This is a genomic window from Streptomyces sp. NPDC005423, from assembly GCF_040606415.1.
Lineage (GTDB): Bacteria > Actinomycetota > Actinomycetes > Streptomycetales > Streptomycetaceae > Streptomyces.
Map to the genome: position 1 here is coordinate 129,518 of NZ_JBEXET010000008.1, position 20,151 is coordinate 149,668.

General features: G+C 70.1%; 19 protein-coding genes and 1 tRNA gene. 16 read left to right on the forward strand and 4 right to left on the reverse strand.

Going from position 1 to position 20,151, the window contains the following annotated elements; all coding sequences use genetic code 11:
• Positions 1-121: 121 nt before the first annotated feature.
• The 3 genes from ABZT12_RS12570 to ABZT12_RS12580 all read right to left on the reverse strand — a co-directional run bounded on the left by ABZT12_RS12570 (position 122) and on the right by ABZT12_RS12580 (position 4,043).
• Positions 122-781 (reverse strand): response regulator transcription factor, encoded by a 660-nt coding sequence (locus ABZT12_RS12570; RefSeq protein WP_356381900.1) that lies wholly within the window; start codon positions 779-781, stop codon positions 122-124.
• A 465-nt stretch (positions 782-1,246) separates the two neighbouring features.
• Complete coding sequence (locus ABZT12_RS12575) at positions 1,247-2,593, reverse strand: sensor domain-containing protein (protein WP_356381720.1); 1,347 nt, start codon at positions 2,591-2,593, stop codon at positions 1,247-1,249.
• Positions 2,594-2,834: 241 nt separating this feature from the next.
• Complete coding sequence (locus ABZT12_RS12580) at positions 2,835-4,043, reverse strand: sensor domain-containing protein (protein WP_356381723.1); 1,209 nt, start codon at positions 4,041-4,043, stop codon at positions 2,835-2,837.
• Positions 4,044-4,317: 274 nt separating this feature from the next.
• On the opposite strand from ABZT12_RS12580, the gene ABZT12_RS12585 reads away from it, so the two are divergent.
• From ABZT12_RS12585 to ABZT12_RS12645, 13 genes are all read left to right on the forward strand, one after another.
• Complete coding sequence (locus ABZT12_RS12585; RefSeq protein ID WP_356381903.1) at positions 4,318-4,713, forward strand: NADH-quinone oxidoreductase subunit A; 396 nt, start codon at positions 4,318-4,320, stop codon at positions 4,711-4,713.
• Positions 4,704-5,465 carry an NADH-quinone oxidoreductase subunit B family protein gene (locus ABZT12_RS12590; RefSeq protein WP_356381726.1) on the forward strand — a complete coding sequence of 254 codons (762 nt, stop codon included), beginning with the start codon at positions 4,704-4,706 and terminating at the stop codon, positions 5,463-5,465. Before ABZT12_RS12585 ends, ABZT12_RS12590 begins: the two co-directional genes overlap by 10 nt.
• Positions 5,462-6,979 (forward strand): NADH-quinone oxidoreductase subunit C, encoded by a 1,518-nt coding sequence (locus ABZT12_RS12595; RefSeq protein ID WP_356381729.1) that lies wholly within the window; start codon positions 5,462-5,464, stop codon positions 6,977-6,979. The genes ABZT12_RS12590 and ABZT12_RS12595 overlap by 4 nt, the downstream gene beginning before the upstream one ends.
• A complete protein-coding gene (locus tag ABZT12_RS12600; protein ID WP_356381732.1) occupies positions 6,976-7,947 on the forward strand; it encodes a complex I subunit 1 family protein in 972 nt (323 codons plus the stop codon). The genes ABZT12_RS12595 and ABZT12_RS12600 overlap by 4 nt, the downstream gene beginning before the upstream one ends.
• Positions 7,944-8,792 carry a 4Fe-4S binding protein gene (locus tag ABZT12_RS12605; RefSeq protein WP_356381734.1) on the forward strand — a complete coding sequence of 283 codons (849 nt, stop codon included), beginning with the start codon at positions 7,944-7,946 and terminating at the stop codon, positions 8,790-8,792. Before ABZT12_RS12600 ends, ABZT12_RS12605 begins: the two co-directional genes overlap by 4 nt.
• Complete coding sequence (locus ABZT12_RS12610) at positions 8,789-9,496, forward strand: NADH-quinone oxidoreductase subunit J (RefSeq protein ID WP_356381736.1); 708 nt, start codon at positions 8,789-8,791, stop codon at positions 9,494-9,496. Before ABZT12_RS12605 ends, ABZT12_RS12610 begins: the two co-directional genes overlap by 4 nt.
• Positions 9,496-9,909 carry an NADH-quinone oxidoreductase subunit NuoK gene (nuoK, locus tag ABZT12_RS12615; protein WP_356381739.1) on the forward strand — a complete coding sequence of 138 codons (414 nt, stop codon included), beginning with the start codon at positions 9,496-9,498 and terminating at the stop codon, positions 9,907-9,909. Before ABZT12_RS12610 ends, nuoK begins: the two co-directional genes overlap by 1 nt.
• Positions 9,906-11,900: an NADH-quinone oxidoreductase subunit L gene (locus tag ABZT12_RS12620; protein ID WP_356381742.1), complete on the forward strand. Its 1,995-nt coding sequence runs from the start codon at positions 9,906-9,908 to the stop codon at positions 11,898-11,900. The genes nuoK and ABZT12_RS12620 overlap by 4 nt, the downstream gene beginning before the upstream one ends.
• 6 nt (positions 11,901-11,906) lie before the next feature.
• Complete coding sequence (locus ABZT12_RS12625) at positions 11,907-13,481, forward strand: NADH-quinone oxidoreductase subunit M (protein WP_356381745.1); 1,575 nt, start codon at positions 11,907-11,909, stop codon at positions 13,479-13,481.
• A complete protein-coding gene (locus tag ABZT12_RS12630; protein ID WP_356381748.1) occupies positions 13,478-14,989 on the forward strand; it encodes an NADH-quinone oxidoreductase subunit N in 1,512 nt (503 codons plus the stop codon). The genes ABZT12_RS12625 and ABZT12_RS12630 overlap by 4 nt, the downstream gene beginning before the upstream one ends.
• Positions 14,990-15,228: 239 nt before the next feature.
• A complete protein-coding gene (gene htpX, locus ABZT12_RS12635) occupies positions 15,229-16,092 on the forward strand; it encodes a zinc metalloprotease HtpX (RefSeq protein WP_356381751.1) in 864 nt (287 codons plus the stop codon).
• Positions 16,089-16,481: a YccF domain-containing protein gene (locus ABZT12_RS12640; RefSeq protein ID WP_356381754.1), complete on the forward strand. Its 393-nt coding sequence runs from the start codon at positions 16,089-16,091 to the stop codon at positions 16,479-16,481. The genes htpX and ABZT12_RS12640 overlap by 4 nt, the downstream gene beginning before the upstream one ends.
• A gap of 1,009 nt (positions 16,482-17,490) precedes the next feature.
• Positions 17,491-17,757 (forward strand): GlsB/YeaQ/YmgE family stress response membrane protein, encoded by a 267-nt coding sequence (locus ABZT12_RS12645; protein WP_356381757.1) that lies wholly within the window; start codon positions 17,491-17,493, stop codon positions 17,755-17,757.
• Positions 17,758-17,887: 130 nt separating this feature from the next.
• Here the strand turns inward: ABZT12_RS12645 and ABZT12_RS12650 are convergent, their stop codons facing one another.
• Positions 17,888-18,376 carry a YajQ family cyclic di-GMP-binding protein gene (locus ABZT12_RS12650; protein ID WP_356381760.1) on the reverse strand — a complete coding sequence of 163 codons (489 nt, stop codon included), beginning with the start codon at positions 18,374-18,376 and terminating at the stop codon, positions 17,888-17,890.
• A gap of 223 nt (positions 18,377-18,599) precedes the next feature.
• On the opposite strand from ABZT12_RS12650, the gene ABZT12_RS12655 reads away from it, so the two are divergent.
• The 3 genes from ABZT12_RS12655 (at position 18,600) to ABZT12_RS12665 (ending at position 20,047) form a co-directional block, all read left to right on the forward strand.
• Positions 18,600-18,681: transfer RNA gene (locus ABZT12_RS12655), tRNA-Tyr, on the forward strand.
• A 229-nt stretch (positions 18,682-18,910) separates the two neighbouring features.
• Entirely contained in the window at positions 18,911-19,714 is an 804-nt protein-coding gene (locus tag ABZT12_RS12660; RefSeq protein ID WP_356381763.1) for a polysaccharide lyase family 7 protein, read from the forward strand.
• Positions 19,715-19,834: 120 nt separating this feature from the next.
• Positions 19,835-20,047, forward strand: coding sequence for a hypothetical protein (locus tag ABZT12_RS12665; protein ID WP_356381766.1), 213 nt, complete (start codon positions 19,835-19,837; stop codon positions 20,045-20,047).
• The last annotated feature ends 104 nt before the right edge of the window (positions 20,048-20,151 follow it).

The following is a 20,151-nucleotide window of genomic DNA, read 5'->3' on the forward strand; positions in this document are numbered from 1 at the left end:
GCGACTTGTCGGGATTTCCCCGCCCCTCGGACGGTTCGACGCACGGCACGGCGAGCGGCACGGCGAACCGTCCGGTGCCTGACCCGGCGCACCACTCGACGCCTGACACAGTGTCAGTTCGTCAGGAGTTGAGATAGGTGAGCACGGCCAGAACACGCCGGTGATCCCCGTCACTGGGCGACAGCCCGAGCTTCAGGAAGATGTTGCTGACGTGCTTCTCCACCGCGCCGTCGCTGACCACCAACTGCCGGGCTATCGCCGAGTTCGTCCGCCCCTCGGCCATCAGCCCCAGCACCTCACGCTCCCGCGGAGTGAGCCTCGCCAGCACATCCTGCTTACGGCTGCGCCCGAGCAACTGGGCGACCACCTCCGGGTCGAGCGCCGTACCGCCCTTCGCCACCCGCACCACCGCGTCGACGAACTCGCGCACCTCGGCCACCCGGTCCTTCAGCAGGTAGCCCACGCCATGGCTGGAACCGGCCAGCAGTTCGGTGGCGTAGCGCTCCTCCACGTACTGCGACAGCACCAGCACCCCGAGACCGGGATGGGCCTTGCGCAACTGCACCGCCGCCCGCACCCCCTCGTCGGTGTGCGTCGGAGGCATCCGTACGTCGGCCACCACCACATCCGGCAGCTCGCCCCGCGCGTGCAGCTCGGTGATCGTCTTGACCAGCGCGTCCCCGTCCCCCACCCCGGCCACGACGTCGTGCCCGCGGTCGGTCAGCAACCGGGTCAGGCCCTCCCTGAGCAGCACTGAATCCTCGGCGATGACCACCCGCACCCTGTCCTCCACGATGTTCGGCCCCCCACAGCGTGCTTCTCTTCCGTCCACGGCCCGCCGCCGCGCCCGTGCCGCCCGTACGACTAAGTCCAGCATTCCAGCATTCGGATCCGGTGCCCACCGTCCATGGAAATCGGACGGGGCCCGGCGGGCAGGCGGGCAGCCGGGCAGGGGCAGCCGGGCAGGTCGGCCGACGGGGCGGCGGGCAGGTCGGGGGGGAGGGGGGGGACGGGGGGCGGCCCGGCGGGCCGGCGGGACGGGGGGCAGGCCGGCGGACCGGCTGGCAAGCCGGCGGGCAGGTACGTGGGCGCGGTCGGGGGAGCGGGGGCGCGTACGAGGGCCGAAGGCGCACAACCCCGTGCTGTGAACCGGGTCAACAGCCGAACAGTCACCGGCACACACGTATGCCGTGAACCCGGTTCCCCGGGCGCACGGCAGACGCGCCGCTTCCGTACCGGTCCGCGTTCACCCCCGCCAGGGCAGCTCCGCCGTGATCCGGGTCGGGCCGCCGGAGGGGGAGTCGACGACCAGGATCCCGTCCACCGCCTTCAGCCGGCCCGCAAGGCCCGCCAGCCCCGACCCGCCGGAGGCGTCGGCGCCGCCCACCCCGTTGTCCACGACCTGGAGCAGCAGCCGGCTCTCCACCCGCCACACGTCCACCGCCGCCCAGGTGGCCCGCGCGTGCTTGCTGACGTTCTGCAGCAGCTCCGAGACCGTGAAGTACGCGATCCCCTCGATCGCCGCCGCCGGCCGCTCCGCCAGATCCACCTCCACCTGCACCGGGACCGTGCACCGCGAGGCGACGGAGGACAGGGCCGCGTCCAGGCCCCGGTCGGTCAGCACCGCCGGATGGATGCCGCGCGCCAGATCCCGGAGCTCCTGCAACGCCGTCTTCACCTCGCCGTGCGCCTCGCCCACCATCCGCGCCGCCGCCTGCGGGTCCTCGGCCAGCTTCTCCTTCGCCAGCCCCAGATCCATGGCCAGGGCCACCAGCCGGGCCTGCGCCCCGTCGTGCAGATCCCGCTCGATGCGCCGCAGATCGGCCGCCGCCGTGTCGACCACGACCCCCCGGTCCGACTCCAGCTCCACGACCCGCGTCGCCAGCCGCGACGGCCCGAGCAGCCCCCGCACCAGCAAGCCGTCCACCAGCGTCAGCGCCCGCACGATCCACGGTGTGGCCAGCGTGATCAACAGTCCCACCAGCGCCGTCACGGTGATCTCGAACGGGTTGTCCAGATAGACGCGGTGCTGCGCGTCGCCGTACAGCTGGAGGCCGCCCTGGCCGGCGTAGACCGGGAAGACCCAGAACCACAGCGGGTACGTCAGCATGGCCCAGCCGTAGGACCAGAAGGTGACGGAGACGACGAAGGAGAAGACCGCCCAGGGGAAGTGCAGGACCGCGTAGAGCAGATGGCGCCAGGACGCGCCGCTCTTGAGGACGGCGCCCATCCAGCCGAGGAGGCCGTTCTTCTTCTGCCGCAACGGCTCGGGGTCGTCGACCTCCACGCCGAGCAGGGCGCGCGCCCGGACCCGCTCCAGCGCGCCGATGCCCCGGCAGCCGGCGAGCGCCGCCGCCAGCACCGGGATGCCGAGGAAGGTGATCAGCAGGCCGGCCCCGAGGGCGACCGTCGTGACGGCGTAGACGAACAGGCAGACGCTGATGGGCAGGCTGAGCAGCACATAGCCGAACTCGCGCCGGCTGCGTGCCTCGAACGGCGCCCGCAGCCCGGCCGGCAGCCGATGCGGCGGCCGGTCCCCGGCGATCGTCCCGTGCGCCCGGTACCCGTGCCCGTGCCCGTACTCCGTGGCCATCGACGTGGTCCTGTTCTGCTCGTCTCGTGTGATGCCGTGCGGCGGTGCGCGCGTGTCTGCCTGAGTGCGTGAGTGCATGCGTACGTGTGGCCGGCGCGTGTGGCGGGGTGGCCGGCCGTCTCCGCTCTGCTCGGTGTCCTCGCTCTCCGGGCCGGCCGGGTCCGTTGTCGTACCTCCACCCTCCTCGGCCGCGGTCGCGTGGGCCATGGAGTCCGTCGGTCTCTGCGGTGGGGGGTTTTCCCTACCTCGTGCCCTGGTCGGCGGTCCGCTCGCGCCACGGCAGCTCCGCCGTGACCGTCGTGGGACCGCCCGGCGGGGACTCCACCACGAAGAGTCCGTCCACCGCGTCCAGCCGTTCGGCGAGCCCTCGCATGCCCGTCCCCCCGTCCAGCCGCGCACCGCCGCCGCCGTCGTCCGACACCTGGATCAGGAGCCGGTCGTCCGTCCGCCACACCTCGACCGACGCGGACCGGGCCCCGCTGTGCTTGCTGACGTTCTGGAGCAGTTCGGAGACCGTGAAATAGGCGATGCCCTCGATGGCCGCGGCCGGACGCTCCCCGAGGTCGGCCGTCACCCGCACCGGCACCGTGCAGCGCGAGGCGACGGAGGACAGGGCCGCGTCCAGACCCCGGTCCGTCAGCACCGCCGGATGGATCCCGCGCGCCAGATCGCGCAACTCCTGCAACGCCAGTTTCACCTCACCGTGCGCCTCCTCGACCATCGCGGCCACCTGCTCGTCCGCCCGGCCCTCCAGCAGCTTCTCCTTCGCCAGGCCCAGCCCCATCGCCAGGTTCACCAGCCGGGCCTGCGCCCCGTCGTGCAGATCCCGCTCGATGCGCCGCAGATCGGCCGCCGCGGTGTCGACCACGACCCCCCGGTCCGACTCCAGTTCGGCGATACGGCGCTCCAACTCGTCCGAGGGCGACAGCAGTCCGCGCACCATCGCCCGGTCCGCGTTGGCCAGCCCGCGCGCGATGAACGGCAGCACCGGCCACAGCACGAACAGCGAGACCAGCGTGACGGTGAAGGTCACGACGCCCCACGGCAGCCGCATCGCGTCGTACAGCACCGTGCGCCAGGCGACCGGATCCTTCAGCACCATCCACAGCCGCTGGACGACCCCGCTCTCCCTGCGCAACGGCAAGGGGCTCGGCTCGTCGATCCGCACTCCGAGCAGCCGTCTCGCCCGGCCGCGCTCGAACTTCCCGATCAGCCGCGCGCCCATCAATGCCAGGGCGAGCAGCGGGAAACCCACCACCGTGACGGTGAGCATGGTGCTGGTGAACAGCGCCGTCATCACATAGACGAAGCCGAACACCGCCATGGGGAGGTTGGCCAGCAGATGCGCTATCTCCTTCCATGTGTGTCGGTCGAAGGCGAAACGCGCCGGGGGCAGACGGTCGCCGTCACCGGGGGGCGTGGGGGCGGCGGAGAGGATGCGTGCGGTCATACGGGTCAGCGTGCCGCGCGGCGGGCCCCCGCGCCATGAGGTCGGCCGCCCGGACACCCTGGGGAAAACCCCACCCCCCTGTAACCGGCGGTCCGCCGACGAGATCCCGAGGCGCGACGGCCTGCTTACTCCTCCTTTGACAGGGCCTAGACTCCCGTGCGTACAGATCGACGCATCAGGGTGCACAGCGATCCCATGAACCACGCGGACAGCGGTCAGTAGCCAGTAGCCAGGGAGTAAGGGGCGGACGTTGCCGGAGACGTTGGGGCAGACGTTGCGGGAGCCGACCGTCGTGGTCGCCGCGGACTATTTCCGGTCCTATTCGGTCGTGGGCCTGCTCACCGTCGTCGGCGTGCTCTTCGTCGCCGTCGCCTTCGGCGCGGGCCGCCTGCTGCGCCCGGTCGTCCCCACCCCCGAAAAGCTCCTGACCTACGAGTGCGGAGTCGACCCCGTCGGCGAGGGCTGGGCCCACACCCAGGTCCGCTACTACGTGTACGCCTTCCTGTACGTCATCTTCGCCGTCGACTCGATCTTCCTCTTCCCCTGGGCCACGGTCTTCGCCGCGCCGGGCTACGGCGCGACGACCCTCGTCGAGATGTTCGTCTTCCTCGGCTTCCTGACCGTGGGCCTGCTGTACGCATACAAGAAGGGCGTCCTGACATGGACGTGACCCCCACGCCCCGCGCCGCCTCGGCCCCCGTCGACCTCTCGGAGCCGCAACGGCTCGGCGCGCTCGCCCGCCTCGCCCCCGAGCCGATGAAGGTCGTCCTCAACTGGGGCCGCCGCTACTCGCTCTGGGTCTTCAACTTCGGCCTCGCCTGCTGCGCGATCGAGTTCATCGCCGCGTCGATGGCCCGCCACGACTTCATCCGCCTCGGCGTCATCCCCTTCGCGCCGGGCCCGCGCCAGGCGGACCTGATGGTCGTCTCCGGCACGGTCACCGACAAGATGGCCCCGGCCGTCAGGCGCCTCTACGAGCAGATGCCCGAGCCCAAGTACGTCATCTCCTTCGGCGCCTGCTCCAACTGCGGCGGCCCGTACTGGGACTCCTACTCCGTCACCAAGGGCGTCGACCAGATCATCCCGGTCGACGTCTACGTCCCGGGCTGCCCGCCCCGTCCCGAAGCCCTCCTCCAGGGGATCCTCAAACTCCAGGAGAAGATCGCCCGAGAGTCCCTGAACGAGCGCTACGGAACGACCCGGCGAGCATCCGTGAGTGAGCTGGAGAGCGGCTTGCTACGGGCACCGGCGGATGACCCGACAGACGGGACCGACGGCGTGGACGGGGACGAAACCGACAGCAGGGGCGCGGGTGCGACTTCGGCCCCGGACACGAATGAGGCTTCGACTTCAAACTCGGACACCGACTCGGCTGCGGACGCCGGAACGGACTCGGGCCCCGCTTCAGGTGCAGCCCGATGACCGCCGTCGGCTGGTTGCCCGCTTCCGCCGAGGAACTCTTCGGTACGGACGCCACCGCCGAGCACTCCTACGACCTCCTGACCGTCGACGTACCGCCCACCTCCTGGCTCGCTGCCCTGCGTACCGCCCGCGACGACCTGGGCTGCACCTATTTCGACTGGTTGAGCGCGGTCGACGAACCGGGCACGGGCTTCCGCGTCTCGGCCCACCTCGCGGCCCTGTCACCGGTCCGCCGTCTTCTCGTACGTACGACGGTCCCGCACGAAACCCCGGCCCTCCCTTCCGCCGTGGACGTCTACGCCGGTGCCGCCTGGCACGAACGCGAGACGCACGAGATGTTCGGCGTCCTCTTCGAGGGCCACCCCGCTCTGGACCACCTCCTCCTCCCTGAGACCTTCGAAGGCCACCCGCTGCGCAAGGACTTCGTCCTGGCCGCCCGCGTCGCCAAGGCGTGGCCCGGCGCGAAGGAACCCGGCGAGTCGGACCACGGCGGCACCAAGCGCCGCCAGATGCTTCCCCCGGGCGTCCCCGACCCGAACGAATGGGGCCCCCTCAAGGGCCAACTCCCGCCGGCCCCCGCCCGCCCCGCCCGCGGCGCACCCCGAACCCCGGGTGACCGCCCCACCCGGTCACCGGCCGACCGCCCGGCCCGCCGCACCCGCGCAGCCTCAGAGGGCTCGGCAGGCCAACCCCCGACCCCGGAAAGCGCCCCCGCGACGCCCCCGACCGGTCCCCGCCGTGCTCGAAGCGCGAGCGAGGGTTCGGCGAGTCAGACTCCCGCGCCCGAAGTGCAGTCCGCGGCGCCCGGGACTCAAGTCCCCCCGGCGGAGCGCCAATTGCCAGTGGCAGAGGGCCGGACGCCGACACCTCCATCCGGCCCACGCCGCGCCCGCAGCGCGTCCGCCGGCTCGGCCTCCCAACGCGGCCAGGCACCGGAACCCACCACCCCGACGCCCTCCACGACTCCCCGCCGTCCGGACGCCCCCTGGCACCATGCCCGCCCGGCCTTCGACGAGCCCAAAACCGCCGACCGCCCGCAGACCGGTGAACCTCCCACGGAGGAACCTTCTACGGAGGAACCGCCCTCGGAGGAACCGCCGCCCACCGGTAAGGCCGTCACTGAGGAACCGTCGGCGCAGGGCTCCTTGGACGACGCCAACCGAAACGCGACGGGCGCAGAGGCGACCACCCCGGACGAGACCGGCCCCGAGGTGACCGACCCCGAGCTGACTGACCCGAATGTGACTGAGCCGGAGGCGACTGACCCGGAGACGACCGACCCGGAGACGACTGCTCCAGAGGTGACTGAACCCGAGGTGACTGAACCGCAGGCGACCGACCCGGGGGCGACTGACCCAGACGCCCCCGATCAAGACGTCAGCGCACCTGCGACGCCCGCCGACGACCGCCCCGAACCCCGTCGTGCAACCGCTCCCGACCCCACCCCGAGAGTTCCCCCCAAATCCCCGCCCCCGCCCCGGCCGGATGACACCCCTACAGGAGGCTCGCAGTGAACGACGCGCTCGACGTCACCCTGCGCCTTCTGATCGTCTTCGTCGTCTTCCTCACCTTCCCTCTGATCGTCGGCCAGACCGAGCACAAGGTGATGGCCCACATGCAGGGCCGCCTCGGTCCCATGTACGCCGGCGGATTCCACGGCTGGGCCCAACTCGTCGCCGACGGCGTGAAGTTCGTGCAGAAAGAGGACATCGTCCCGGCGGACGCCGACCGCCGTGTCTTCCAACTCGCCCCCGCCGTGGCTCTTCTCCCGTATCTGCTCGTCCTCCTCGCCATTCCCATCGGCCCGGGCGAGGGCGCCGTCGGCCAGGTGCTGGACGCCGGCATCTTCTTCGTCCTCGCCGTCATGGGCATCGGAGTCCTCGGCTCCCTCATGGCCGGCTGGGCCTCCGCCAACAAGTTCTCCCTCCTCGGCGGCCTGCGCACCGCCGCTCAACTCCTCGCCTACGAACTCCCGATGCTGCTCACCGCCGCCTCCGTGGCAATGGCGGCCGGCACGGTCTCGCTGCCCGGCATCGTCGACGCCTTCCACTGGTGGTGGCTGCCCTGGCAACTCGTCGGTGGCCTCGTCTTCTTCGTCGCCGGCCTCGCGGAACTGCAACGGCCGCCCTTCGACATGCCGGTCGCCGACTCGGAGATCATCTTCGGCGCCTACACCGAGTACACCGGTCTCCGCTTCGCCCTCTTCCTCCTCGCCGAGTACGCGGGAATCGTCGTCCTGTGCGGCCTGACCACGGTCCTCTTCCTGGGCGGCTGGCACGGCCCGTGGGGCGCTGACGGCCTCGGCTGGGTCTGGACCCTGCTGAAGACCGCGATCCTCGCCTTCGTCGTCATCTGGCTTCGCGTCACCTATCCCCGTCTGCGTGAGGACCAGTTGCAGAAGCTCTCCTGGACCCTCCTCGTTCCCCTCTCCCTCGGCCAGATCGCCGTCACCGGCACCGTGAAGGTGGTGTTCCTCCAGTGACCCCGTTTCCCGGCTCCGGCCTTGCCAAGGGCCTGGCCGTCACCCTCCGCACGATGACGAGGAAGACCGTCACCCAGCAGTACCCGGACACCCAGCCCGACCTCCCGCCCCGAACCCGCGGAGTCATCGGCCTGTTCGAGGAGAACTGCACGGTCTGCATGCTGTGCGCCCGCGAGTGCCCCGACTGGTGCATCTACATCGACTCCCACAAGGAGACGGTCCCCGCGGCGGCCCCCGGTGGCCGTGAACGCAGCCGCAACGTCCTCGACCGGTTCGCCATCGACTTCGCCCTGTGCATGTACTGCGGTATCTGCATCGAGGTCTGTCCTTTCGACGCCCTGTTCTGGTCACCGGAGTTCGAGTACGCCGAGACCGATATCCATGAACTCACCCACGAACGGGACAAGCTCCGCGAGTGGATGTGGACCGTTCCGGCCCCGCCCGCCCTCGACCCCGGCGCGGAGGAACCCAAGGAGATCACCGCCGCCCGCAAAACCGCCGAGAAGCTCGCGGCCGCACAGGCGCCACAGGCCCCGCCGGCCCCACAGGCGTCCCCCGCTCCCCAGGCCACGCAGGTCACAGACGCTGCTCAGGCCAAGCCCGCGGAGCCGACCGAGCCTGCAAGGCCGACCCAGCCTGCGGAGTCGACCAAGCCTGCGGAGTCGACCAAGCCTGCAAAGTCGTCTGCGCCTGCGGAGCTGGCCGCGTCCGCGGAGTCGACCGCGTCCGCAAGGCCGACCCACCCTGCAAAGCAGTCCGAGCCCCCAAGGCCGACCGAGCCTGCTAAGCCAACCGAGCCCGCGCAGCCCAAGGAGCCGACCGAGCCGACGGAGGGACAGCCGTGATCCCCGCCGTCGCCGTCGCCGCCCCGGCAACCATCGCCTCCGCCCACCCTCACGGCTTTCTCTCCCCGACCGGTGTCGAGATCGCCTTTCTCCTCGTCGGTCTGGTCACCTTCGGCGCCGCCCTCGTCAGCGTCACCACCCGGCAGCTGGTGCACGCCGCCCTGTGGCTCGTGGTGGCCCTCGGTGGTCTCGCCGTCGAATACCTCCTGCTCACCGCCGAGTTCATCGCCTGGGTGCAAGTCCTCATCTATGTCGGTTCCATCGTCGTCCTCCTCCTCTTTGGTCTGATGCTCACCAAGGCCCCCATCGGCCGCTCCCCGGACGCCGACTCCGGCAACCGCTGGGCCGCCCTCACGGTCGCCGTCGCCGCCGCGGCCGCCCTGGTCTGGGTCGTCGTCGACGCCTTCCGCGCGACCTGGATCGACCTGGACGGGCCGGCCGCCGGCTCCACCGCCGCCACCGGAGCCAGCCTCTTCCAGAACTGGGTCCTGCCCTTCGAAGCCCTCTCCGTCCTCCTCCTCGCGGCACTGGTCGGCGCGATCGTCCTGTCCCGCAAGGCGAAGGCGGAGTCGAGCTCTCCCCCTGTGAACTCCCGAGCGGAGACCGGTAGTTCCCCGTCCGTCCCGGATTCCCGTAATCACCCGATCGGGTGGAAGGGTCCCGATGCGGGCAACCCTCCGAGCGAGCAGGAAGGGGCCCGTTGATGCACCTCGTCTATCCCGCGGTGCTCTCCGCCCTCCTCTTCTGTACCGGCGTCTACGGCGTTCTCGCCCGTCGCAACGCCATCCTCGTCCTGATGTCGGTCGAGCTGATGCTCAACGCCGTCAACCTCAACCTGGTCGCCTTCGACGTCTGGCTCAGCCGCACCGCCGAGGAGAAGCTGCACTCCGGCCAGGCCCTGACCCTGTTCACCATCGCCATCGCCGCCGCGGAGATCGGCATCGGTCTGGCGATCGTCCTCGCCGTCCACCGCAACCGCGGAACCTCGGACATCGACCGGCTCCGCGACACCGCCGAGAACCACCAACCTGACGGCCCGGACCGTCCCGAAGGCCCCGACGGCGACCGTGACGACACCGGGCCCACCGCGGCCGAGAAGGCCGAGGCCCCCGCGTGACCACGACCACCCTCGCCGTCCTCGTCCCCCTCCTTCCGTTCCTGGGCGCCGCGGCCGGCCTGCTCCTGGGCCGTACCGCCCCGGGATTCGTCCGCCCGCTCGCCGTCCTGCCGACGCTCGCCGCGTTCGTCCTCACCGTGGTCGTCGCCGTCCGCCAAGGCGGCGGTCACGCCGTCGACGCCGCCACCGAGCTCACGCCGACCGGCTCCGTCCCCGTCGAACTCGCCCTGCACATCGACGGCTTCGCCGCCCTCGTCGCCGTCCTGGTCGGCACCGTCGCCACCTGCGTGCAGATCTACTCGACGGCCTATCTGCGCGACGACCCCCGCTACCCGTCGTACGCCGCGCTCGTCTCCCTCTTCACCTCCGCGATGCTCCTCGTCGTCTACTCCGGCGACCTGATCGTGCTGCTGGTCGGCTGGGAAGTCATGGGCATCTGCTCCTACTTCCTCGTCGGCCACTACTGGGAGACCCCGGAGGCACGCGCCGCCTCCATCAAGGCCTTCCTCGTCACCAAACTCGGCGATGTCCCTTTCCTGATCGGCCTGTTCGCGCTCGCCACCGACGCCGGCTCCTTCCGGATCACCAAGGTCCTGGACACCGTCGCGAGCGGCGGCCTGCACCACCCGACCCTTATCGCCCTGCTGCTCCTGGCCGGTGTGGCGGGCAAGTCGGCGCAGTTCCCGCTGCACACCTGGCTCCCCGACGCGATGGCGGGCCCCACCCCCGTCTCCGCGCTGATCCACGCCGCGACGATGGTCGCCGCCGGTGTCTACTTTGTCGCCCGCCTCCTCCCTGTCTTCGAGACCTCCTCGGCCGCGATGGTCGTCCTCGCCGTCATGGCCGCCGTCGCGATGACCGGTTCGGGTCTCGCCGCGCTCGCCCAGGACGACATCAAGCGCGTCCTCGCCTACTCGACGATCGGACAGCTCGGCTACATGACCGGCGCCCTCGCCGTCGGCGACCGCGGAGCCGCCGTCTTCCACCTCCTGTCCCACGGCGCCTTCAAGGCGCTGCTCTTCCTCGCGGCCGGTGTGGTCATCCACGCCGCCGGCACCAACTCGCTGGCCGCCATGTCCCGCATGGGCCATCTGCGCGCCCGCGTCCCGAGCGCCTTCTGGACGATGACCTTGGCGCTTCTCGCGCTCGCCGCGATCCCGCCGTTCAGCGGCTTCTTCTCCAAGGAGTCCGTCCTCGGCGCCGCCGAACACGCATCCACCGGAGGCAGCGCGCGCATCCCCTGTGCCGCGGGCTGGATCGTCCTCGTGGCCGGCCTGGTCGCCGCCCTGCTGACCGCCGCGTACGCGATGCGGCTGTGGCTGCTCGCCTTCCACGGGCGGGGCGTCGAAGCCCCCGACCACGGCAGGCAGCCGGTGGCGATGAACGCCGTCCTGTGGGTGCTCGCCGTCCCCTCCCTCGCCCTCGGCGCACTCGCCTACCGCGTGCTGCCCGACTGGTTCGACGGCCGCGGCCTGACCCCGGAGCTCACCACCTCCGTCCTCGGAACCGGCGTCGCCCTCGTCGGCGGCATCGTCACCTACGGCGTCTGGCGGCAGACCACCGCCCTCGCGGACTCCACACCCATGGGCGCCGTCGCGGCCCGCCCCGAGGGCGACGCCGGACTGGTAGAGGCCGAGGCCATCGCCAGCCACACGCCCGCCTACGGTGATGTGGCCTCAGCCCCCGACCCGGCGGACCCGGGCCGTCTCCTGCTCGGCCCGCTGCACCGCCACGCGGCCACCGGCTTCCACCTGGACGCCGTGTACGCGGCGCTGTTCGTCCGCCCGGTACTGGCCGCGGCGGGTCTCGTCCGGTTCCTCGACCGCGAGGTCGTCGACACCTACGTACACGGCGCGGGCGTCTTGCCCCGCCTCCTGGGAGCCGCCGTCAGGCGGGCCCAGACCGGCAATGTGCAGACCTATGTGAGCGCGCTGCTCGCCGGCACCGTCGTCCTGGCGGTCGCCGCCCTCCTCGTCGCCACGGGAGCGTGAGCAGGCGTGATCGATATCAAGGCGTCCGTGATGCAGTTCCTTCTCGCGTTCGTCGTCGCCGGACCGCTCCTCGGCGCCGTCGCCGCTCTCCTGCCCGCCCCGCCCGGGCTGAAGGGGAAGTCACCGGAGCAGGCCGTACTGCGGCACGGTGTGACGGTGAGCGGCGCGATCCTCGTCGCAGCGATCGTCCTCGCGCTCGGCTTCGACCACGACCATCCGTCGAAGATGCAGGCCACGACGGACATCAGCTGGATCCCCGCACTTGACGTGCGCATCCACCTCGGCATCGACGGCATCTCGCTCCCCCTGCTGGTCCTGACCGCGCTGCTGACCTTCCTCTGCGCGCTCTACTCCTACTTCAAGATGCCACCGGGCCCGTCCCCGAAGGCATTCGTCGCCCTGCTGCTCGTCCTGGAGTCCGGCACCCTCACCACCTTCGCCGCTCTGGACCTGATCCTGTTCTTCCTCGCCTTCGAGACGGTCCTCATCCCGATGTACTTCCTCATCGCCAGCTGGGGCGGTGAACGACGGACCCAGGCCGCCTGGAAGTTCATCCTCTTCACACTGCTCGGCTCCGTCGTCATGCTGCTCGGCCTGCTCCTGATCGGAATCAAGGCGGGCACATTCGACATGGTGGCACTCGCCACTGACAACGGCCGGTCGCTGACCACATCCGTGCAGGTCATCGCCGTACTGGCGGTCGGGATCGGGCTCGCGGTCAAGACGCCGATGTGGCCGCTGCACAGCTGGCTGCCCGACGCCCACACCGCCGCGCCCACCGTCGGCTCGGTCCTGCTGGCCGGCGTCCTGCTGAAGATGGGCACGTACGGCTTCGTACGCATCCTGCTGCCGGTCGCCCCCGACGGCATGCACACCTTCGCTCCCTACCTCGCGGCCTTCGCCGTCGTCGGGATCATCTACGGATCCCTGGCCTGTCTGGCGCTCGCCAAGCGGGGTGCGAAGGGCGACCTCAAGCGCCTCATCGCCTACTCCTCCGTCGGTCACATGGGCTTCGTCCTGCTCGGCATCTCGACGATGACCCCCACCGGGGTGAACGGCGCGCTGTTCGCCAACATCGCCCACGGCCTCATCACCGGCCTCCTCTTCTTCCTGGTCGGCGCCCTCAAGGACCGCACCGGCACCACCGACCTCGACACCCTGGCCGACGAGACCGGCGCCGCCCTCTACGGCAAGGCGCCGCGCCTCGGCGGCCTGCTCGCCTTCGCCGCCGTCGCCTCGCTCGGACTGCCCGGCCTCGCCGGATTCTGGGGCGAGATGCTGGCGCTGTTCGGCGCGTTCGAGCCCGCCGCCGGCCTCAACCGCCCCGCCTTCCTCACCTTCATGGCCGTCGCGGCCCTCGGCACCCTGCTGACGGCCGCGTACCTGCTCGTCGTGGTGCGCCGCGTCTGCATGGGCAGCCCTCCGCATGGAGGCCCGCGGCTGGCCGACGTCCAGGTGTACGAGTTCGCGGCCTGGACCCCGCTGGTCGCCCTCACCGTCGCCGCCGGCCTGTGGCCGAAGGCACTTCTCGGCCTCAGCGACCCGGCCGTCCAGCAGCTCCTCGCAGGAGGCACCCGATGAGCTCCCCGGCCCACTCCGTGGTCCAGTCCGTCGACTGGCTCGCCATCGCACCGCCCACCGTCACCGCGGCCGTCGGCCTCGCCGTCCTCGTGGCCGACCTGTTCCTCCCGGATGCCAGGAAGGCCCTCCTCGGCTGGGTGTCGGTCGGGGGGCTGACCGTCGCGGCCCTGACGCTGCTGCCCCTCCTGGACGGCGACCGCACCACTTTCTGCCTGACCGGCCACCCGGAGGCATGCAGTTACGCGGCCGACCGTTTCACCCTCGTCATCCAGTTCCTCGTCCTCGGCGGCGCCCTCCTCGCGGCCCTCCTTTCGGTCACCGCCCTCAAGGACGCCAACAGGCAGGTCCCGGAAGGGGAGTTCTGGTTCCTGCTGCTGTGCTCCGCCGCCGGTGCCGCCCTGCTGCCCGCCTCCCGCGATCTCGCGACCCTGATCGTCGCCTTGGAAGTCGCCTCCCTGCCCGCGTTCGCCCTGGTGGGCATCCGGCACGGCGACCGGAGGTCCTCCGAGGCGGCACTCAAGTTCTTCCTGTCCTCGGTCACCGCGACCGCGGTGAGCCTCATGGGCATCAGCTTCGTCTACGCCACCACGGGCACCCTCTACCTCACCCAGGTCGCCAGTCGCATCCAGCACGTCGACGGCCAGTTCCACGCCCTCGCCCAGACCGGCGTCGTCCTCACCCTCGTCGGCTTCGCCTTCAAGACGGCCGCCGTCCCCTTCCACTTCTGGGTACCGGACACCTACGTAGGGGCCCCTCTTCCGATCGCCGCCTACCTGTCCGTCGTCGGCAAGGCAGTCGGCTTCTCCGGCTTGATCCTCGTCACGGTCGTCGCCTTCCCGTCCTACGCCGACGTCTGGGGCCCGGCACTCGCCGCACTGGCCGCCCTCACCATGACCATCGGCAACGTCGGCGCGCTCCGTCAGCAGACCACGCGCGCGTACAGCGCGGTACGGCTCCTCGCCTGGTCCTCCGTGGGCCAGGCCGGCTACCTCCTGGTGCCGATCGCCGCAGCCGCGTACACAAAGGATGCCCAGAAGACGATCGGTTCCACGGTCGCCTACGCCCTCATGTACGGCGCCGTGAACCTGGGTGCGTTCGCGGTGGCCGCGCTCGTGGGCCGTACCAGGTCCCTCAACCGGATCAGCGACTACCGGGGCCTCTACGCGTCGAATCCGGCCGCCGCGCTGCTCCTGGCCTTCTTCCTGCTCTGCCTGGCGGGCCTGCCCCCGGGCATCATCGGCCTCTTCGCCAAGGTCACCGTGTTCTCCGCGGCCGTCGACGCGGGACTCGGCTGGCTCGCCGTCGTCATGGCCGTCAACGTCGTGATCGCGCTCTTCTACTACCTCCGGTGGACGGCGATGCTGTTCCGCACCCCCGAGACGCAGACGCTCAAGCACCGCGTCCCCGCCCCCCTCACCGCCGCGCTCGCCCTGACGGGGGTCCTCGGTGTCGTCCTCTCCGGGGCACCGCAGCTGGTCCTGCGCTTCGCCGGCACCGGACTGTTCTGAACCACCCGGCACTCCCTACGGCCACGCGCGTGCGGCACGCGGACGGCACGCGCGCGTGCCCTCACCAGCGCCTTCACCCGGACGTACGCCACTCGGCGCCGCACCCGCGAGGGAACTAGCACCCCTCGCCTGGCGTTGACCAGTACGGGAGGTTCCACTGGACGTGGCATCACCCAGCCGGTGACATCACCGATCAGCAAGCAAAGGATTCCCCTGCTGCACGACTTGGAGGGCGTACCGTGCACCGCCGGCACAACGGGCTCAGGACAGCAGTACTCCTCGGTGGACTGTCCGCACTCATCATCGGCATCGGCAGCTTCTTCGGCCGCACGGGCCTCGTCGTAGCGGTCCTGGTAGCGCTGGGCACGAACGCGTACGCGTACTGGAACAGCGACAAGCTGGCGCTACGCGCGATGCGCGCCCGCCCGGTAAGCGAATTCGAGGCACCGGCGCTCTACCGCATGGTCCGCGACCTCTCCACCCAGGCACGGCAGCCCATGCCCCGCCTGTACATCTCGCCCACCGAGGCGCCCAACGCCTTCGCGACGGGCCGCAACCCGCGCAACGCAGCCGTGTGCTGCACGGAAGGCATCCTGCGACTCCTGGACGAACGAGAGCTGCGCGGTGTCATCGGACACGAACTCAGCCACGTGTACAACCGCGACATCCTCATCTCGTCGGTAGCCGGCGCCCTGGCCTCCGTGATCATGTTCCTCGTCAACTTCGCCTGGCTCATCCCGATCGGCCGCTCGAGCGACGACGACGGACCCGGCATCCTGGGCATGCTGATGATCATGATCTTGGGCCCCCTCGCCGCCAGCCTCATCCAGCTGGCGATCAGCCGCTCCCGGGAGTACGAGGCCGACACGTCCGGCGCCCAGCTCACCGGCGACCCGCTCGCCCTGGCGAGCGCGCTGCGCAAGCTCGACATCGGCACCAAGCAGCTCCCGCTGCCCCCGGAGCCGCGCATCGAGACCGCGAGCCACATGATGATCGCGAACCCTTTCCGCCCGGGCCAGGGACTCTCCAAGATGTTCTCGACCCATCCGCCCATGGCGGAGCGCATCGCCCGGCTAGAGAAGATGGCAGGTCACCCGCAGTGAAAACCATCCTGAACGTCATCTGGCTCGTCCTGAGCGGCTTCTGGCTCTTCCTCGCATACCTGCTCGCGGGCGCGCTGCTCTGCATCACCGTCATCGGCATCCCGTTCGGCCTCGCCGCGTTCCGAATCGGCGTCTACGCCCTGTGGCCCTTCGGGTACACGACGATCGAGCGCCGTGACGCCGGCGCCCCCTCCTGCGTGGGCAACGTCCTCTGGCTGGTCCTCGCCGGCTGGTGGCTCGCCCTGGCGCACATCGTGACCGGCATCGCCATGTGCATCACGATCATCGGCATCCCGTTCGGCATCGCCAACTTCAAACTCATCCCCGTCTCGCTGCTCCCGTTGGGCCGCGAAATCGTGCGTACGGACCAGCCGTTCGCCGGCCGCTGACGGGACGCGGCGGTGAGGGCACCGAAGTACGTCCTGCCGTCGCACGCCGAGCAGACCCGGTAGGACGACGGCTACCTTAAGAGACTTTTGACAAGGCGTCCGAGACGTCGGTGAGTGGTGCCCCGCAGAGGACGCACGAGTGCCGGGCGACCGCCCGTGTGCGCGTGGCCCGGCACCGGTCCGCCGTCCGCGCCGGGCACCCGGTGGCCCAGGAAGAGCGGCGCCGTCGCGGATAGTCGTCCAGGGCTGCGAGGCCGGCACCGAAGTATCAGCCGGTTCTGTTCACGGCCTTCCCCAGGGCGCAGCGGAAACCCGGCTCGACCTCCGAGGAACTCCTGACTCCCAACTCCCCACGCCGCTCGTCGATCGTCGCGTCGATGGCCACCTCACCTGCATGTCCGTCACCCGCGCTCGCGCCGCGGCGCACACCGTTCTCGCCGTATGAACCGCGTACGGGCAACCGCCGTTTCCACAACCGCCGAGTTGTCCACAGGCCGGCCCGATTGTCAGTGGCGCGCCGCATCATGAAGCCATGACAGAGAACGAGCAGCTGCTGACATGTACGCCCTCGCGGTCCCACAACTCCCGCCCAGCACACCGGACTTCATGCTCCGAGCTCCCACCGGAAAGGCGGAAGCGAAGCACATGACTCTTACCAAGGCCCGCTCGGTCTCGGCCTCTGTACGGCGACGACCCCGGCGCCCCGACCCGGCACGCCCACCCCTCGTCACCCCGGCTGGCCCGCCCCCGCAACCACCACGCGCCTTCCCGACGTCCTGACCATCGACGCGGCGGAAGCGACGAAGACACAAACCAACACCAGACGGCCAAGCGCGCGGGTCCCACAAGCCCGCCGCGCACACGGACAAGCGCGCGGCAGACACACGAAGAGCCCGCGGCAGCCACACAACGAGCAAGCGCGTCGCGAGTTCCACATCCACAGCCTGACCGGACGTGATCCACAGTGCCGGGACAGCACAGGCACAGCGTGAGAGGGCAGGTTCACGGCATGGGCATCATCAGTTGGATCATCCTGGGACTGTTGGCCGGAGCCATCGCCAAAATCCTGCTGCCGGGTCGCGATCCCGGCGGCTTCATCGGTACGACCCTCATCGGTGTCGCGGGTGCGTTCATAGGGGGCTGGATATCGGCCCGTTGGCTGGACCACCCGGTCGCCAAGCACTTCTATGACGGCGCGACCTGGGTCTCGGCGATAGGCGGCGCGCTCGTTCTCCTCATCCTGTACCGCCTCCTGTTCGGCAACTCGCGCAACTGAGCGCCCAGTTCGGCAAGCAGCGGGGAGCGGGCAGCACGCGGGAGAGGGCGGATACCCCGGGGTACCCGCCCTCTCCCGCACCGGCACCGCTCGTAGCGAGCCGACCGTGAGCCCACCGGTACAGCTGGAGCTACCGGTAGTTCACGAACTGCAGCGCGAAGTCGAAGTCCCTGCCCTTGAGGAGGGCGATCACGGCCTGCAGGTCGTCACGGTTCTTCGAGCTGACGCGCAGCTCGTCACCCTGCACCTGGGCCTTCACGCCCTTCGGACCCTCGTCACGGATGATCTTCGCCACCTTCTTCGCGTTCTCCTGGGAGATGCCCTCCTCGATCGACGCGAAGATCTTGTACTCCTTGCCCGAGAGCTGGGGCTCGCCGGCGTCCAGCGCCTTCAGCGAGATGCCGCGCTTGATCAGCTTGGACTGGAAGACATCGAGGACCGCCTTGACGCGCTCCTCGGAGTTCGCCTCCATCAGGATCTTCTCGCCGGACCACGCGATCGAGGCTCCCACGCCCTTGAAGTCGTAGCGCTGGGAGATCTCCTTGGCGGCCTGGTTGAGGGCGTTGTCGACCTCCTGCCGCTCGACCTTCGAGACGATGTCGAAACTGGAGTCGGCCATGTCCTGTGGCTCCTTGTGTCCGGGTGCGTGTGAGGTGCGTACCGGCGGGTGGGGGCTGCCGCCGAACCCGGTGTCGGTCCCGGGCCGCATCCGCATAAGCCTAGCCACCCCCTCCGCTCCGAGCGCAGATCAATCGGGTGGCGAAGCACCCCCGCGCATCGGGTATCGTTTACGTCGTTGCCACGGAGTACCGCCGAAAAGCGGTTCGAGAGGCAGCAACCCTGGCGGTGTGCCCGAGCGGCCAAAGGGAGCAGACTGTAAATCTGCCGGCTTAGCCTACCCAGGTTCGAACCCTGGCGCCGCCACATGATCGAAGAGGTCTGTGATCAGCAGGAATGCTGATCACAGACCTCTTCGGCGTTTCCGGACATCTCAGGGCGGCCTCTGTATCCAGCCTTGACGTGATCGCGTCACGGTCCTACTGTCGCGACACCGTTTGTTCATGCTTGCATACGGAGTTCACATGTATGGACAACGGTAGAGAGGCACGTGCGTCGCCACCCCCGTCCATCGAGCCGACAGGCAGGCACCCCCATGCGCATGCGTACGCTGCTCACCGCTCTGGCTACCCTCACCGTGACCGCCGTCATGAGCGGTCCCGCCCTCGCGGCGCCCGCCGCATCCCCCCACGTCATCGCCTCGCCGCTGGCGGACCCGTCCGTCGCGCCCGGCGGGAACTTCGACCTGTCGGTGTGGCAACTCCAGGAGCCGGTGGGCTCCCCGGGCTCGCCGACGACCATCTCGTCCTCCCGTCTCCAGGGGGCCGACGGCTTCCAGGACTCGTACTTCTACACGGACACCCGTGACGGAGCGATGACCTTCTGGGCGCCGGAAAAGGGCGTCACCACGCCGAACTCGAACTACGCGCGCTCCGAACTGCGGGAAATGAACCGCAGCGGTTCCGCCGCCGACTGGTCGCTCAGCGGCACGCATCGGCTGAACGCCACGCTGAGGGTCGTATCCGTCACCTCGAACGTCTGCGTCGGCCAGATCCACCTCGGCACCGGCGGCTCGTCCACCAAGCCGCTGCTGGAGCTGTACTACCACTCCAACGGCGACATCGTCCTCGGCACGGAGAACTCGCCCTCCGGAGGCCAGACAGCGCACACCGTCGGCCACGTGGCGATCGGCAAGACCTGGAGCTACACGATCGGCGTCTCGGGCGGCCACACCATCGACCTCACGGTCAACGGAACCACCACGCACTACGCCATCCCGTCGTCCTTCGACGCCTACAAGCAGTACTTCAAGGCAGGCTCGTACAACCAGTCCTCCTCCGACAGCACCACCAAGGGCGCCCGGGTCGCCTTCTACGGCCTTACCGTCTCCCACAGTTGACCAGTCGGCGGGGGATCCGAGCGCGCCCTGGCGCACTCGGATCCCCCGGCACACAGCGGAGCCCCGGCGCAGCGCTGGGGGCTCCGGTAGGCACGGACGGCCCCGGGGCACACTGGTCGTATGTCGTCGCGTCGCAGGAGTTGTCCCGAGTGCCGTCGTGAAATCGCCGTGGTCGCGGGGCGGTTCGCGCGACACGATCCGCCGGCCGCGCGGAAGAGCGGGGGACTCGTCTCCTGCCCGGGCTCACGCCGCCAGGCGGAACTCGGGGCGGCCCAGCCCGCGTTGGACGGGTATGTGGTGCCTGACTTCCCCGGCCAGATGCCCCTGTTCTAGAACTCCCGTCGCTGGCACGGAACCTGGGCCACTCCACGACGCCTCGCCGACCGTCCGGCCCCTGCCCCGGACCGATCCAGTGCCTGCCTCAGACCGCCTGACCG

Excerpts from the sequence above, each read along its gene's own strand:
- ABZT12_RS12575 (WP_356381720.1), bottom strand. The coding sequence starts at position 2,593 with ATGGCCACGGAGTACGGGCACGGGCACGGGTACCGGGCGCACGGGACG.
- ABZT12_RS12580 (WP_356381723.1), bottom strand. The coding sequence starts at position 4,043 with ATGACCGCACGCATCCTCTCCGCCGCCCCCACGCCCCCCGGTGACGGC.
- ABZT12_RS12590 (WP_356381726.1), top strand. The coding sequence starts at position 4,704 with ATGGACGTGACCCCCACGCCCCGCGCCGCCTCGGCCCCCGTCGACCTC.
- ABZT12_RS12595 (WP_356381729.1), top strand. The coding sequence starts at position 5,462 with ATGACCGCCGTCGGCTGGTTGCCCGCTTCCGCCGAGGAACTCTTCGGT.
- nuoK (WP_356381739.1), top strand. The coding sequence starts at position 9,496 with ATGCACCTCGTCTATCCCGCGGTGCTCTCCGCCCTCCTCTTCTGTACC.
- ABZT12_RS12630 (WP_356381748.1), top strand. The coding sequence starts at position 13,478 with ATGAGCTCCCCGGCCCACTCCGTGGTCCAGTCCGTCGACTGGCTCGCC.
- ABZT12_RS12645 (WP_356381757.1), top strand. The coding sequence starts at position 17,491 with ATGGGCATCATCAGTTGGATCATCCTGGGACTGTTGGCCGGAGCCATC.
- ABZT12_RS12650 (WP_356381760.1), bottom strand. The coding sequence starts at position 18,376 with ATGGCCGACTCCAGTTTCGACATCGTCTCGAAGGTCGAGCGGCAGGAG.
- ABZT12_RS12660 (WP_356381763.1), top strand. The coding sequence starts at position 18,911 with ATGCGCATGCGTACGCTGCTCACCGCTCTGGCTACCCTCACCGTGACC.
- ABZT12_RS12665 (WP_356381766.1), top strand. The coding sequence starts at position 19,835 with ATGTCGTCGCGTCGCAGGAGTTGTCCCGAGTGCCGTCGTGAAATCGCC.